13 protein-coding genes and 1 tRNA gene are annotated in these 13,762 nt (G+C 69.6%); 7 read left to right on the top strand and 7 right to left on the bottom strand.

The window, feature by feature from the left end:
* Nucleotides 1–43: 43 nt before the first annotated feature.
* The gene (locus FH610_RS30465; RefSeq protein WP_139578477.1) at nucleotides 44–1,345 is read right to left on the bottom strand and encodes an ABC transporter substrate-binding protein; all 1,302 of its coding nucleotides are present in this window, start codon (nucleotides 1,343–1,345) and stop codon (nucleotides 44–46) included.
* 275 nt (nucleotides 1,346–1,620) lie between these two features.
* Nucleotides 1,621–2,568 (bottom strand): AraC family transcriptional regulator, encoded by a 948-nt coding sequence (locus tag FH610_RS30460; RefSeq protein WP_139578473.1) that lies wholly within the window; start codon nucleotides 2,566–2,568, stop codon nucleotides 1,621–1,623.
* A 149-nt stretch (nucleotides 2,569–2,717) separates the two neighbouring features.
* Here FH610_RS30460 and FH610_RS30455 point away from each other — a divergent pair, with 149 nt between their 5' ends.
* The 4 genes from FH610_RS30455 to FH610_RS30440 all read left to right on the top strand — a co-directional run bounded on the left by FH610_RS30455 (nucleotide 2,718) and on the right by FH610_RS30440 (nucleotide 6,371).
* The gene (locus FH610_RS30455; RefSeq protein ID WP_139578468.1) at nucleotides 2,718–3,224 is read left to right on the top strand and encodes an anthrone oxygenase family protein; all 507 of its coding nucleotides are present in this window, start codon (nucleotides 2,718–2,720) and stop codon (nucleotides 3,222–3,224) included.
* 54 nt (nucleotides 3,225–3,278) lie between these two features.
* The gene (locus FH610_RS30450) at nucleotides 3,279–3,539 is read left to right on the top strand and encodes a hypothetical protein (RefSeq protein WP_161628113.1); all 261 of its coding nucleotides are present in this window, start codon (nucleotides 3,279–3,281) and stop codon (nucleotides 3,537–3,539) included.
* The gene (locus FH610_RS30445) at nucleotides 3,536–4,666 is read left to right on the top strand and encodes an MFS transporter (RefSeq protein WP_139578462.1); all 1,131 of its coding nucleotides are present in this window, start codon (nucleotides 3,536–3,538) and stop codon (nucleotides 4,664–4,666) included. Before FH610_RS30450 ends, FH610_RS30445 begins: the two co-directional genes overlap by 4 nt.
* 316 nt (nucleotides 4,667–4,982) lie before the next feature.
* Complete coding sequence (locus FH610_RS30440) at nucleotides 4,983–6,371, top strand: glycoside hydrolase family 16 protein (protein WP_139578461.1); 1,389 nt, start codon at nucleotides 4,983–4,985, stop codon at nucleotides 6,369–6,371.
* Nucleotides 6,372–6,428: 57 nt separating this feature from the next.
* Here the strand turns inward: FH610_RS30440 and FH610_RS30435 are convergent, their stop codons facing one another.
* On the bottom strand, nucleotides 6,429–7,013 hold the full coding sequence (locus FH610_RS30435; protein WP_139578460.1) for a DUF5666 domain-containing protein: 585 nt from the start codon (nucleotides 7,011–7,013) through the stop codon (nucleotides 6,429–6,431).
* 296 nt (nucleotides 7,014–7,309) lie between these two features.
* Complete coding sequence (locus tag FH610_RS30430; RefSeq protein WP_139578459.1) at nucleotides 7,310–7,903, bottom strand: TetR/AcrR family transcriptional regulator; 594 nt, start codon at nucleotides 7,901–7,903, stop codon at nucleotides 7,310–7,312.
* 82 nt (nucleotides 7,904–7,985) lie between these two features.
* Between FH610_RS30430 and FH610_RS30425 the strand changes: the two genes are divergently transcribed.
* Nucleotides 7,986–8,693: an alpha/beta fold hydrolase gene (locus FH610_RS30425; RefSeq protein ID WP_240809287.1), complete on the top strand. Its 708-nt coding sequence runs from the start codon at nucleotides 7,986–7,988 to the stop codon at nucleotides 8,691–8,693.
* Here the strand turns inward: FH610_RS30425 and FH610_RS30420 are convergent, their stop codons facing one another.
* Nucleotides 8,694–9,314 (bottom strand): LysE family translocator, encoded by a 621-nt coding sequence (locus FH610_RS30420; RefSeq protein ID WP_139578458.1) that lies wholly within the window; start codon nucleotides 9,312–9,314, stop codon nucleotides 8,694–8,696.
* 74 nt (nucleotides 9,315–9,388) lie between these two features.
* On the bottom strand, nucleotides 9,389–9,757 hold the full coding sequence (locus tag FH610_RS30415) for a response regulator transcription factor (protein WP_139578658.1): 369 nt from the start codon (nucleotides 9,755–9,757) through the stop codon (nucleotides 9,389–9,391).
* 149 nt (nucleotides 9,758–9,906) lie between these two features.
* Here FH610_RS30415 and FH610_RS30410 point away from each other — a divergent pair.
* Nucleotides 9,907–9,981, top strand: a tRNA-Arg gene (locus FH610_RS30410).
* Between the two features lie 312 nt (nucleotides 9,982–10,293).
* On the top strand, nucleotides 10,294–10,443 hold the full coding sequence (locus FH610_RS43005) for a hypothetical protein (protein WP_161628112.1): 150 nt from the start codon (nucleotides 10,294–10,296) through the stop codon (nucleotides 10,441–10,443).
* A gap of 607 nt (nucleotides 10,444–11,050) precedes the next feature.
* Here the strand turns inward: FH610_RS43005 and FH610_RS30400 are convergent.
* Nucleotides 11,051–13,744, bottom strand: a complete 2,694-nt coding sequence (locus tag FH610_RS30400) for an RICIN domain-containing protein (RefSeq protein ID WP_139578457.1) — start codon at nucleotides 13,742–13,744, stop codon at nucleotides 11,051–11,053.
* Nucleotides 13,745–13,762 lie beyond the last annotated feature (18 nt).

The raw sequence follows: 13,762 nt of genomic DNA, 5'->3' as shown, positions 1-13,762 counted from the left end.
GGGCCCCCGGAGCGGATCGCCCGGGAGCCCTGCCTGCGACGGACTACTTGATGCCTTCCACGTCCTTGAGGACCTGGGCCCACGCCTCGTCGGGCGACTGCTTGCCCTGCTCGACCCGGCCGATGCCGTTGCCGACCGCCGTGCGCACGTCGCCCTCGCGGGGGCCGAGGTGCTGCGGCTTGAGGTTCTTCGCGGCGTCGGAGTAGATCTTGCCGACGGGGGCGTCGTTGAAGAAGTCCTTCGTGAAGTTCTGGATGTCCGGCTGGTCGTACAGCGAGGGGATCGACGGGAAGTTGCCGATCGCCTTGAACACCGCGGCCTGGTTCTGCGCCGAGGTCAGGAACTCGATCAGCTCGGCGGCCTCCTTGGGATGCTTGCTCTGCTTGGGCACCGTGAGGTGGGAGCCGCCGGAGTTGCCCGCGCCGCCGGGGACGGTGGCGATGTCCCACTTGCCGGCCGCGTTCTTGGCCTGGTCCTGGATGTACGCCGTCATCCAGGCGGGGCAGATCACGGTCGCGAACGAGCCCTTGGCGAAACCGGTGTTCCATTCCGGCGTGAAGGCGCCGATCTTGGCGGACAGGCCGGCGTCGATCATCTGGACCGACAGGTCCCACGCCTTCTTCACGTCGGGGTTGGTGGCGACGACGATGTTGTTCTGCGCGTCGTACACGCCGACCGGGGCCTGGGCGATGATGGCCCGGAAGATCTCGCCGGGGCTGTCGAAGAACTTGGCGTCCTTGGGCGCCTTGGCGGCGAACTTCCTGCCGGTCTCGATGTACTGCTCCCAGGTGGGCCACAGGGCCGACACCTCGTCGCGCTTGCTCGGCAGGCCGGCCTTCTCGAACAGGTCGGTGCGGTAGCACATGGCCAGGCCGCCGACGTCGGTGCCGAGGCCGATGAGGGCGCCGTCGGGGGCGACGCCCTGCTGCCACTTCCAGTCGAGGTACTCGCCCTGGCGCTTGTCGAGGCCGTACTGCTTCAGGTCGTGGAACTTGTCCGGCTGCGAGGTGAACTGGCTGATGTAGCCGACCTCGATCGCCTCGACGTCCGCGGCGCCCGCTCCGGTGGCGAGGTGCGCGGCGAGGTTGGTGTGGTGGTCGGCGTACGCCGCCTGGCGCTCCTCGATCTCGACGTTCGGGTGCGTCTTCTTGAACTCCTCGTAGAGCGGTTTGAAGCCGAAGTCGCCGAAGAGCCCGACGCTGAGCTTGATCTTCTCCGTGGACTGGCCGCCGCCGGTCGTGGCGTCGGACCCGCCCCCGCCGCACGCCGTGAGCGTGAGCAGGGAGGCGGCGAGCATGGGGGCGACGAACCGGACGACCCGGCGGCCCGCGTGGGGAGTGCCCATGAACCCTCCTTGGGTTCCGCATATGAAATGGATCATGAAGAGAGCGCTCTCGCACAAGAGTGGGAGTCGTCCGTGGGGCCGTCAAGGGTCTGATCAGTAACGATTCCCGTTATCTCCGAACGACGTAAGCGCTGGTGAGAGCGCTCCCACGGCTATCGACGCAGCGTGGGAGCGTCGTGCCGACCGGTGAGGGGGAACCGGGAAAAACCCGTCCGGCGGGCGGAGGTATCGGCTCACGCCGGCCAGAGAGCGCTCTCGCTCGTCCCGGGCGGAGCTCAGCCGGCCGGGCGGCTCAGGCCTTCCCGGTACCGCTGCGGGCTCACGCCGCGCTCACGCTTGAAGGCCGAGCTGAGTGCGAACGCGGTGCCGTAGCCGACCCGCCGGGCCACGGCCTCCAGCGTCGCGTCCGTCTCGCGCAGCAGGTCGGCCGCCTGCGCCAGCCGCAGCCCGGTCAGGTAGGCCATCGGCGGCTCGCCGACCAGTTTCGCGAACCGCTGTGCCAGCGCGGCGCGGGAGACTCCCGTCCGGCCCGCCAGCTCGGCGACCGTCCACGGATGGGCCGGGTCGGCGTGCAGCATCCGCAGCGCCGGCCCGACCACCGGATCGCCGTGGGCCCGATACCAGCCCGGGGCCTGCGCGTCCGGGCGGGAGAACCACGTCCGCAGCACGGCGATCAGCAGCAGGTCCAGCAGGCGGTCGAGCACCACCTCCTGGCCCGGTTCGTCCTTGACGATCTCCCGGCCGAGCAGCGTGACGAGGGAGCCGTCCCAGGAGTCGCCGCGCAGCACCAGCAGCGTGGGCAGCGCCGCCAGCAGCCGCTGGGTGACCGCGCCGCGCATCTGGTAGGTGCCGATGAGCATCACGGCCGATCCGTCCGGGTCGTTGCCCCAGTTGCGGACGCCCAGGTCCATCTCCGCCGACAGGGCGCGGCCGTCCGGCGTGGTGCAGACCTGCCCGGGGTGGATCACGACCTGCGGCGCGGTCGCCGGGTCGTCGGCGACCGTGTAGTGAGCGGGACCGCGCACGACCGCCACGTCGCCGGGCCCCACCCGTACGGCCCGGTCCTCGTCCGGGGTGATCCACGCCTCGTCGCGCACCATCGCCACCAGGCACAGCGGCGCCTCGTCCTGGATCAGGACCGACCAGGGCGGGCTCAGGGTCGCCCGCAGCAGGAAGGCCCCCCGCGCCCGGGGCCCGTCCAGAAGGTCGGCCAGCGCGTCCATGCCCAGATCGTAGACGGCCGGATATGCGGTCGAGCGTCTCGGCGATGTCGCCCGGAGCGGTCCGCCGGTTGACTTATCGCCATGACGACGACAGCGGACATTCTGGTCACCACCGCCGGCATCGGCGCCCGGGCCGCGGCGGAGGCGTCATGACATGTCTTCTGGCCGCTGTCGCGGCGGCCCTGTCCATGCTCATGACCGCCGGGATGGCGGGCACCTTCTTCGGGTTCTCCGTCGGGGTCATGCCGGGACTGAACGCGGCGTCGGCCTCCTCGGCGATCGATGCGATGAACGCCCTCAACGTGAAGATCCAGAACCCGGTGTTCCTGGCGGCGTTCGTCCTCGCCCCGGTCGCCGCCGCCGGGGCGGGGGGCCTGTTGCTGGCCACCCCTCGTTCCGGCGCGGCCTGGCCGTTCTTCGCGGCGGCCGCGGTGTACGTCGTCGGCGTGATCCTGATCACGGCCGCGGTGAACGTGCCGATGAACGACGCCCTGGCCGCCGCGGCGGCCCACGGCGACCCGGCCGGGGCCGCCGCCCGGATCTGGTCGGACTACTCGGGCCGGTGGACCACGTGGAACTCCTGGCGGGCCGTGGCCGGCGCGGTGAGCCTGCTGCTGATGGGCTACGGCGTCTACCGGTGGGGCCGCGGCTCCTGATCCGCACCCCCCGCCTGCCCGGCGCTGCTGCGCACGGCCGATCCGATGCTCCTCATGAAGGACGAGGAGTTCCAGGTCAGGGTGGGCCTGTTCGATCTGCTGCCCGCGCCCGACCGCCGAAGGATCATCGAGGTGCGGCGGGAGTGCGTGGAGCACTCGCTGGCGGCGCAGGAGGAGCTGGCCGCGGCCGCGGGACACGAGCCGTGGGGCCTGCGCGTCCTCCGATTCAACATCGAGCGCCACCGGCTGGAACTCGCCTGGCTGGATGAACTGGAGGCGGCGCTTCCGGAACCCGCGTCGCGGGAGTCCTTATGACAGGCGCCGAGGCCTGCAGGCCCACCCGCCTCATGTCCCTCGGGCTCGTCGCGGGCCCGATCCTGTCGATGGTCGACTCGTCGGTGGTCAACCTCGCGGTGCAAGACCTGACACGCGAACTCAACCGGCCCCTAGAGGTTGTGCAGTGGGCCGTGAGCGGCTACCTGCTCGCCCTGGCGGTCGGCCTGGCCCTCACGTCCTTCCTGGCCAGGAGGTTCGGGCTGGTTCCGACGTACATCGGCAGCCTGGCCCTGTTCACGCTCGCGTCCGCCGCGTGCGCGCTGAGCCCCGACGCCGGCGCGCTGATCTGCTGCAGAGCCCTGCAGGGCCTGGGCGGCGCGCCGCTCGTGCCGCTGGCGATCGGCCTGCTCATCGGGGAGGGCGGAGCCGCGACGGGCTCGGGTGGCAGGGTGCCGCTCGCCGCGGGTCTCGCGTTCTTCGCGGCGCCCGCGCTCGGCGTCTCCCTGGGCGGCCTGCTGATCGGCGCGTACGGCTGGCGCTCGATCTTCCTGATCAACCTGCCGATCGGGCTGCTCGCCCTGCCCGGCGCGTTCGCGGCGTACCGGGCCGGTCTGGGCGTCCGGGGCGACCGCGCCGTGCGCCCGGACCTGCCGGGGCTGATGCTGCTGGCGACCGGGCTCGGGCTGGCGACCTACGGCGTCGAACGGGTGGCGGCGCACGGTTGGGCGACCCCGTCGTGGCCCATCGGCCTGGCGCTCCTGGCCGCCTACGTGCTGTGGGCCCGCCGCCGGCCGCAGGCCGCCCTGGCGCTCGACCTGGTGCGGGACAGCGCGCGGGCGATGACCCTCGCCCTGTGCGGACGCGGCCTGGCCATCGGGTTCACGAGCCAGCCGCTGGTGATCGCGCTGCTGGGCGGCCTGGCGCCGGAACGCGTCCCGGACGCCAACACGCTGTTCAGCGTGGCGCAGCGGCTCGCGGGATCGTTCGGGATCGCGCTGCTCGTCACGTTCTTCACCACTCGCGGCGCGGCGACGGGCTCGCCGCTCACGGGCTTCCGCGAGACCGCCCTGGTCCTGGCCGCGGCCGCACTGCTCGGAACGCTGGGCGCGACGGGGCTCCGCCTGGCGTCGGCGACGGGACGCAGGGCGGGACCGGACTCCGCCTGACACCGGGGAGGGGGCGCCGAGGCACGGGTCGGGGCTCCCTCCGGGAGCAGATTGGAGAGCGCTCTCTCTTCACTGCTCACACCGCACGGTACTCGCTGAGAACGCTCTCTCGGATTTCACAGATCCTCTTGACGCGAGTGAGATTCAGAGGGGAAAGTGTCGCTCAAGCGGTCCGCGATCGCGGTGCGCGGGCCCTCACGACCCTCTCCGGACACCGCCGTCCGGCCTTCAGGCGTCCACCGTCTTCGCTCCGTGAGGCCGCCCGCACCCCCCAATCCCCCCCGCCGCGACGACCGGACCGAGGAGAGAGGTACTCATGCGTGTGCTCCACTCCCCATGGCGGCGCTCGGTGCTGGCGCTGCTCGCCGTGGCCGCCGCGGTCATGGCCCTCGCCGTACGCCCCGCCGACGCGTCGGTGCCCGGGACGCCGTCCGGCTGGTCGCTCGTCTGGTCGGACGACTTCGACGGCACGGCCGGAACGCTTCCGTCGTCCACCAACTGGATCATCGACACCGGCCACTCGTACCCCGGAGGCCCGGGCAACTGGGGCACCGGCGAGATCCAGAACTACACGTCCAGCACCTCCAACCTGAGCCTGGACGGCAGCGGCAACCTGCGCATCACCCCGATCGGCAGCGGCCAGAACTGGACCTCCGCGCGGATCGAGACCCGCCGCGCCGACTTCAAGCCGGCCGACGGCCGCGTCCTGCGCATCGAGGGCCGCATCCAGATGCCGAACGTCACGGGCGACGCCGCCCTCGGATACTGGCCGGCCTTCTGGGCGCTCGGCGCGCCCTACCGGGGCAACTACCAGAACTGGCCCTCCATCGGCGAGCTCGACCTGATGGAGAACGTGAACGGGCTCAACACGGTCTGGGGCACCCTGCACTGCGGGGTGAACCCCGGCGGGCCGTGCAACGAGACCAACGGCCTGGGCAGCAGCCGGGCCTGCCCCGGCTCGACCTGCCAGTCGGCCTTCCACACCTACCGGTTCGAGTGGGACCGCAGCGTCAGCCCCAACCAGCTCCGGTGGTACGTGGACGGCCAGCAGTTCCACAGCATCAGCCAGAGCCAGCTCGACGCCACGACGTGGTCGAACATGACCTCCCACGCCGGATACTTCATCCTGCTCAACGTCGCCATCGGCGGCGGCTTCCCCAACGGCGTGGCCGGGTTCTCCACGCCCACCTCCGCCACCGTGTCCGGGCGGCCGATGGTGGTCGACTACGTGGCCGTGTGGCAGAGCGGCGCGACCAGCAGCCCGTCGCCGAGTTCGCCCCCGCCGGGCGGCGTGGACGCCCGCTCCACCATCCAGGCGGAGAACTACCAGGCGCAGAGCGGCACGCAGGTGGAGACGACCCAGGACAGCGGCGGCGGCCAGAACGTCGGCTACATCTCCAACGGCGACTGGCTGCGCTTCGACGGCGTCAACTTCGGCTCGACGGCGGCGCGGCAGTTCAAGGCCAGGGTCGCCTCCGGCGCGGCGGCCGGCGTGAGCGGCCTCGTGCAGGTCAGGCTCGACAGCCCGACGGCGACCCCGATCGGCGACTTCGCCGTCGGCAACACCGGCGGCTGGCAGAGCTGGACGACCGTCCCGGCCAACATCACGCCGACGACCGGCACCCACACCGTCTACATCACCTTCAGCAGCGGTCAGCCGGCCGACTTCGTCAACCTCAACTGGTTCACGTTCGCCACGTCCTGATCGTCACGCCATGGGCGGGGGCCGCTGCGGGTCCCCGCCCATGGGCGGCGCTCGGCGTCACCCTGTGGGCGAGACGGTCTCCGGCGACGGCGATCCGCCGGGCGTGACGGACTCACCGGGTGTGGCGGGCGCGGACGGGGTCTGCGGGGTCTGCGGCGGGGGTGCGCCGCCGCCGTGCCCCGGCAGCGTCGGGCGGCTGGCGTCCGCGACGATGATCGCCCTCGGGCTGCCGCCGGTCGTGCCCACGACCCAGACCTGGTCGCCCTGCTGGATCCCCTGCAGGCCCTTGTAGTCCGCGACGATCCTGGTCGACTCGTCGACCGTGTAGGTGCGGCCGTCCACCGACAGGGAGCCGCTCTGCACCGAGTCCACCGCACCCGTCTGGCTGGTGAAGGTCTGGTAGTCGCGGGACGTGCGCGGCAGCTGGGGCTGTCCGAGCTGGAGCAGGCCGAGCTCGTTCATGCCGAACTGCTCCGGACCGGGCCGGAGCTGTCCCCCCTGGGCGTACCGCGGCTGGTCGTGGCCCGGCGCGCCCGCCGCGGCGAGGCCGGCGCCGGTGGCGAGGGTGAGCGCCGCGGCGATTCCGAGGAGAAGCCGGGGCCGCTTGCCGTGAGGTTTGGGCGGCTTGCTGGACATGGTCATCGGTGTGCTCCCTCCACTCGGCGCTGGGGCACGACATGACACGGTGCGACATGACACGGTGCGACATGACACGGTGCGGCCTGACGTGGCCGGCGCGGCTGGGATGTGCGCGAATGACGTGAGCGGACGTGACCGTTGCAGGTCATGGAACGTCCGCGGGAACGACGCGCCGGGCCTACGCGGCCGCGCATGGAGCGCGCGACGCGAACCCGTCGCGGAGGGCCGCGGCCAGTGGCGCTCCTGGCCGGGCCGTCCGGTCGATCTGGCCGGTCGATCTGTTCGGTCGATCTGTTCAGTCAGCCGCCGGTCCGCGCCGGTCGGCCCGCCTTCGGATCCCCTGGCCGCCCTACCCCATCGACTACGGCGTTCACCGCCCGCTCGGTAAAGCCATCGTCCAGAGGCACTTGCCGGAATACCACCCGTAGCCACACCGCGCCGGCGAGCAAATCCATGATCGTCATCGGGTCGGCGGAATCACCGATCTCGCCGCGCTCACGCGCCCGTTCGAAGATCGGCCGTTCCCGGGCGAACCGGTCGGCGAAGAAGCCCCTGGCCGCCTCCGCGAGCTCGGGGCTGTTGGCGGCGGCTCCGAGCGCCGCGACGGCGATGTCCGCCGCCGGGGGAGTGGTGAGCAGCCGGGCCAGGCCGTCCAGCAGCGCGTGCAGGTCGCCCCGCAGACTCCCGGTGTCGGGCACGTCGAAGTCGAGCGCCCGCGCCTCGACCAGCGCCGTGCCGAGCAGGGCGGCCTTCGACGGCCACCACCGGTAGATCGTCGTCTTGTTGACCCCCGACCGTTCGGCCACGCCCTCGATGGTCAAGCCCTCGTAGCCCTTCTCCGCCAGCAGGCGCAGTGCGGCGTTCAGGATGTCGTCCTTCTTGCGTGGGGCCATGGCGGGAGCCTACTGCAACGCACCGTTGTGTTTTAATGGCGTTCGCAACGCAACGTTGCGTTGCTATTTGTGGAGGTGCGTCATGAGCATGCCGGTGGTCTTCGTCCACGGCACCCGGTTGAGCGGCACGATGTGGTCCCCGGTCCGGGCGCTGCTGCGGGCCCCGTCCGCCGCCCCCGACCTGCCCGGCCACGGCCGCCGCCGCGGCCTGCCGTACGGCACGGAGGCGGCCTGCGACGTCGTCGCGGAGGCGATCGCGGACCTGGGTGGACGGGCCCTCGTCGTGGGGCTGTCCCTCGGCGGCTACGTGGGCATCGCCGCCGCCGCGCGGCATCCCGACCTCGTCGCAGGCCTGGTCGCGATGGGCTGCACGGTGCGGCCGGACCGGCCCAGGATGCACGCCTACCGGCTCGCCGGGCGTCTGGCCGCCCGAAACCCCGCGCTGGCCGACCGGGTGAGCCGCTTCGCGCTGCGCCGGATGCTGCCCGGGGCCGCCGGAGACGCCATGATCGAGGGCGGGCTGAGCAGCGAGGTCGTGGCGTCCGTCGTCGCGGCGGTCACGGCGGAGGACCCCCTCGCATCGCTGGCGGCCTACCCCGGCCGGGTCTGGCTGCTGAACGGCACCCGTGATCCCTTCCGGGCCGACGAGCAGGCGTTCCTGCGGGCCTGCGCCGACGGCAGCCTCACCCACGTGCCGGGCCGGGGCCATCTGACCGTGCTCGCCGATCCCGCACGGCTGGCCCGCTTCATCGACGAGGCGGCCCGGGACCTGTCCTCCTGCGCGGCCTGATCAGCCCCGCGCCGTACGCCCGGCCCCGCTCAGCGCGGCGACGAGGGCGAGCGCCAGGTAGACCAGCCCTGAGGCGTACCTGAGCGTGCTCGCGCGCAGGCGGCGGCCGAGCGACCCGGCGGTGAGCGCGTACGCGAGGTCCGAGGCCAGCCCGATGACGGCGAGGACCAGCCCGAGAAGGAGGACCTGCCCCGGCACGTCGCCGAAGGGATCCACGAACTGCGGCAGGAACGCCAGGAAGAACAGCACGGTCTTGGGGTTCAGCACGTTGACCACGACGCCTTCGAGGAAGACCCGGCGCAGCGGCTGCGGCCGCGGCTCGTCGCCGTCGGAGCCCCGGCCGGTCAGGGCACGGACGCCGAGATAGGCGAGGTAGGCGACGCCGGCCCACTTCACCGCCGCGAACAGCTCCGCGGACCGCGCGAGCAGATAGGACAGGCCCGCCGCCGCCGCGGCGATGTGGAGCAGTGTGCCCGTCTCCACACCGAGGGCCGAGGCGATCCCGGCGCGGCGGCCCTGGGCCACGCCCCGGGCGGCGATGTAGAGATGGTTGGGGCCCGGCACGGCCACCACCGCCGCCGAGGCGGCCGCGTACACCAGCAACGTCGAGGCATCGATCACGCTTGCCGAGGCTAGAAGCGTCCCGGCCCGCACACCCGGGCCAATCGGTGCCCGTGTCCGTGGACCAATGCGGCTCAGAGCGCCTCGGGGCCCTTGGCGAGGTCCCGTACGATCTGGATCAGCTCGGCCGGGTCGAACGGCTTGGTGAGGTAGGCGTCGACGCCGATGTCGTACCCCCGCCTGCGGTCGTCCTCCTGGGCCCGGGCGGTGATGAGCATGACCTTGATGTGCCGGGTGCTCGGGTCCTCCCGCAGCCGCGTGGCCGTCTCCCATCCGTCCAGACGCGGCATCATCACGTCGAGCGTGATCACATCGGGATCCACGTCATGGACGCGGTCCAAACAGTCCTGCCCGTCGTACGCGGTCTCGACCTCGAACCCCTCCAGGGTCAGGTTGACCGCTATGAGCTGCCGGATGACCTCGTCGTCATCCACGACCAGCACGCGTCCCAGAAGCTCGCCCACGGCGGCAAAGTTAGCCAATGAGACGGGGTGGGCGCGCGGTTTTCGCTGATCCACACGCCCGCGTCCTCCGGCGGCCGTAATGGTGTCACGAACGGCCTTCAAGTGCTGGTAGCCTTATCAGCGGTTGAGCCCCCTTAGCTCAGGGGATAGAGCACCGGCCTCCGGAGCCGGGTGCGCAGGTTCGAATCCTGCAGGGGGCACCATGTGATGTCGCAAGACATCGGAAACCCTCGAATCTACGGGTTCGGGGGTTTCTTTGTGTACTGGGGTTGGTAGTCGCGGGTGGGATCGGTGATCAGCTCGCGGATCAGCTCTCCGGTGGTGGCGTTGACCACGCGGACGTGGAGATCGTTGACGAGCGTGGCGGAAGGTTGTCGCGCACGATCGGGCCGGTGACGCGGGAGTGGGCGGTGACGTGCGGGGCGTAGCGGGAGGTGGTCGCTGACCGGCTCCGCCAGTCGTCTCTCGAGGGAGGCCCAGCCGTCATCGGAGACCTCCTCCGCGATCCGGACGCCTTGCTGGACTGGTTGCCGGGATGGGCGAACGCCCACGTCCGGCAGCTCACTTTCGCGCTCTCGGTCGCCGCGATCACCCTCGAACTGCTCCACGTCCTGGTCGTACGGCTCCGCCGCCGCGCCGCGACGAACGGGGCACGAGGTGTGTAGATCTTCGCCCCGCCCACGGCGGACATGGTCGCGGCCTTGTGCGAGTAACTGGTGGATGAGGGAACACCTGTGGCGGGTCCGCCTGGCCAGACGGCCGGACCGCCGCTCGGGACGAGCGGGCTCATTTGCAGGTGGACGGTGACCGGCGCTGCATCCCGGGCGGCGCCGTCGGCATACACGCCGTCGATCTGCAGGCCGGACAGGTGAGGGAAGAGGACCGCGAGCAACTCCGAGATCGTCACCCAGCATGATCAGCAGCACTGGCAGCTGAGCGCGGGAAGATCACGAAATTAGTGCCAGAGCCAGGCTTCAACCGGAACCGACATCCGACGAGGTTGGCTGTGGACGAAAGGCCCTGCCGTCCCAGCGGAGCAGGAACGCTTGGGGATCACGGTCGCCGCCGCCGTGTCGCACACGACGGGTGATGGATGCTACAGCTCGCGGGAGTCGATCGAGGGTATCCGCGGTGACGAGATCAAGCCCGGAGACCGCATCGTCGTCCCCATCTTGCACGAGGGCAGCAACGCCTTCGGACGGAATCCCGACCGTCGGCAGGGTGGGCCGCGGGCGGTGCGTATGACCGTCCGCGGCCCGGTAGGACCTCACATCAGCTGCGCAGGCTCCACTGCTGGTTCGCGCCGCCGTTGCACGACCACAGAATGATCTTCGTACCGTTGGCGGTGCCGGCGCCGTTGGCGTCCAGGCACAACCCGGACTGCACACCGGTGATGGTGCCGTTGGAGTTCAGGTTCCACTGCTGGTTGGTTTGTCCGTTGCAGTCCCAGATCACCACCTGCGTGCCGTTCGAGGTGCCCTGGCCGTAGGCGTCCAGGCACTTGCTGCCGAACACCTGCAGCTGCTTGCTGGACGTGTACGTCCACCGCTGGTTGGTCTGTCCGTTGCAGTCCCACAGCTGCGCCTGAGCGCCGTTGGTCGCAGTGCCGCCGCTGACGTCCACGCATCGACCCGACTGGCCGCCCACGATCGAGCCGCTCTGCTGGCCGCTCCCGCCGTTGCCTTGCCTGACGAGCGATTTCGACTCAGCCGATCGGTTCCCTTGGGCGTCCACCACGTAGAGCCGATACTCACCGGTCGACGTCGGAACGGCGATGGAGGTCGCGGTTCCGCTTGCCCTGGTCATCGTGTTGCCGGCGGTGAAGGAGGTCGTACCCGAGGGAGCCAGCCAGACCGTCTTGCTCGCGTCGCCCGTGCTCCGGATGGGAATCGATGTCACACCGGCGCCGACGAACGTGCTGGCGGGCAGGACGTAGTCCGGCAGAGAAAGATTGCTCTGGGGGATGATGTTCCTGTACGTGTCCTCGAGTCCGGAGTTCACGGCGATGCCATACGCCTGCGACGGCCAGACGTAGTCGGACGATACGAGGATGTCCTGGATCGTGCTGTTCGGCAGGTTCTTGTTGGAGACTTTGTTGATAGGGCCGTATGTCTGCGTGATGCTCAGATCATGCTTACGCCCGAAGTCGTCGGAGTTGATGAGCCACGTGACATTCTTGTCCACGCTCAGGACGTTGTCGCGGAAGGTTATGTACGCAGAGCCTTCGTCCGGGTGGAGTCCGTACTTGTGACCGGCCGGGACGCCCTGCAGGTAGTTGTTGCTGATCGTGGTTCCCGGCTGGCTGCCCAGCGTGTAGATGGGAGCCGTATCGCCCAGGCGCTGCACCGTGTCGATGATGTGGTTGTAGCTGATGTTGTTGTTCTTCGCCGTGGTGGTCGGCCGGTTGGGCTGGATCGAGCCTGACGATCCGTCGAAGTTCCACCACCCCCAGCCGAGCGTTATGCCGGACCACGGGGCTTTCTCGATCCGATTGTGCTGGATGGTCAAGCCGTCGGCGAAGTACGCCGAGATGGGGCTGTGCCCGTTGAACAGAACAGCACTGTCGTAGATGTAGTTGTTCTTTATCTCGATGTTCTTGGGCGCTCCTTCGGCCTGAGCCGGATACTTCTCGTGATTCGTCGCGGTGTAGTCCCCGATGTAGACATGCTGGGGATGGCCCACAGAGATGGCGGATCCGGCGATGTCGTTGGTGTAGTTCCCGATCAACTGCGTGTTCACCACGTCGTTGGCCAAGGTGATTCCGTCGACGCCGGTGTGCTGGATCCGGTTGTTCTGCAGGACGAGCCCGTCGGCGTTCTCGATCTGAATCATGCCGGGCGCCAGGTCGACATTGCGGTAGTAATAGACGTGGAAGTTCTGCTTGGCATAGGCGAGTGCGCCGAGGTTGCCCTGCTGGGCCTGCTTGAGCACCGAGCCGGCCACGTTGAACAGGTTCCAGTCGGAGTGCTGGACCGTGAGGCCGGAGAATGTGATGTTCCGGGCGCGGTTGCTCGTGGACGTGCCGGCGACCCTGAGAAGGGTGGACACATTGTTCGGTGCCCAGACCGCCGCGGTCGTCATGTCTTCCGAGCTCGCCTTGTAGTAGTACAAGGTCTTGCTCGTCTTGTCGAAGTAGAACTCGCCCGGCGTGTCCAGGAACTCGTAGGCGTTCATGACCTTGTGGGTGCCGCCGACCTGGGCGTTCCCGTTGAAGGCGCCCTGGGCGATGGCCGCTCCCGGCTGCTGGAACAGAGCTATACGGTTCGTGCCGTCAGAGGTGACCTGCCGGACTCCCACGATGGCCGTGGTCCAGGTCGTCGACGTCTCTATTTCGATGTCGTCCTGATTGGCGGCGATAGCGGGAAAGTCGCCCAGACTGTACTTCGCCCCCGCGCACTGCGAACCCGATTCCCACGCCCAGGACGCCTGTCCTGCCGTGATGGTGTAGGTTCCGTAGCACCCCTGCGAGCCTATTGTCTTCGAAGCCATGTACGCTCGCTTGTCGTTGACATAGAGCGCACGGAGCTTGTTGCTGCGACTCAGCGGGGCTTTCCAGATGTTACCGCTGTGCTGCGTCCATCCGGTTACCTGAACGCCTCCGCTGAGGATCGGCGTCTCGTTCTGGTACGCGGCGTATATGACCCGGTAACCATTCGTGCCGGAGTCGGCCGGCGTGAAGTCGATTGTGCTGCTGACTGGATAGTTCCCCCCGCGGAGGTACACGTAGATGTCGCCTGTCATGTTGGCGTTCACCGTGCGAACGGCGTCCCTCGCGCGCTGCAGGGTTCTGAACGGTGACGTGATCGTTCCAGGGTCGGCGTCATTGCCGTCGGGGGCGACGTAGTAGGTTGCCTGGGCCGCTGCCGAGGCCGGCGTACTGCCTGCGAAGGTCGGCAGCAACACAGCGGCGACGAACACCGCGAGCGCTGCTAACGCCTTCTCAGTGGTGGACAGGGCTGACTTCACGCTCTGTTCCTTTCGCTG

The organism is Microbispora catharanthi (genome assembly GCF_006334915.2).
GTDB classification, from domain to species: domain Bacteria; phylum Actinomycetota; class Actinomycetes; order Streptosporangiales; family Streptosporangiaceae; genus Microbispora; species Microbispora catharanthi.
Note: the sequence above shows the minus strand (reverse complement) of the source record. Positions and strands in the feature narration are given on the sequence as shown.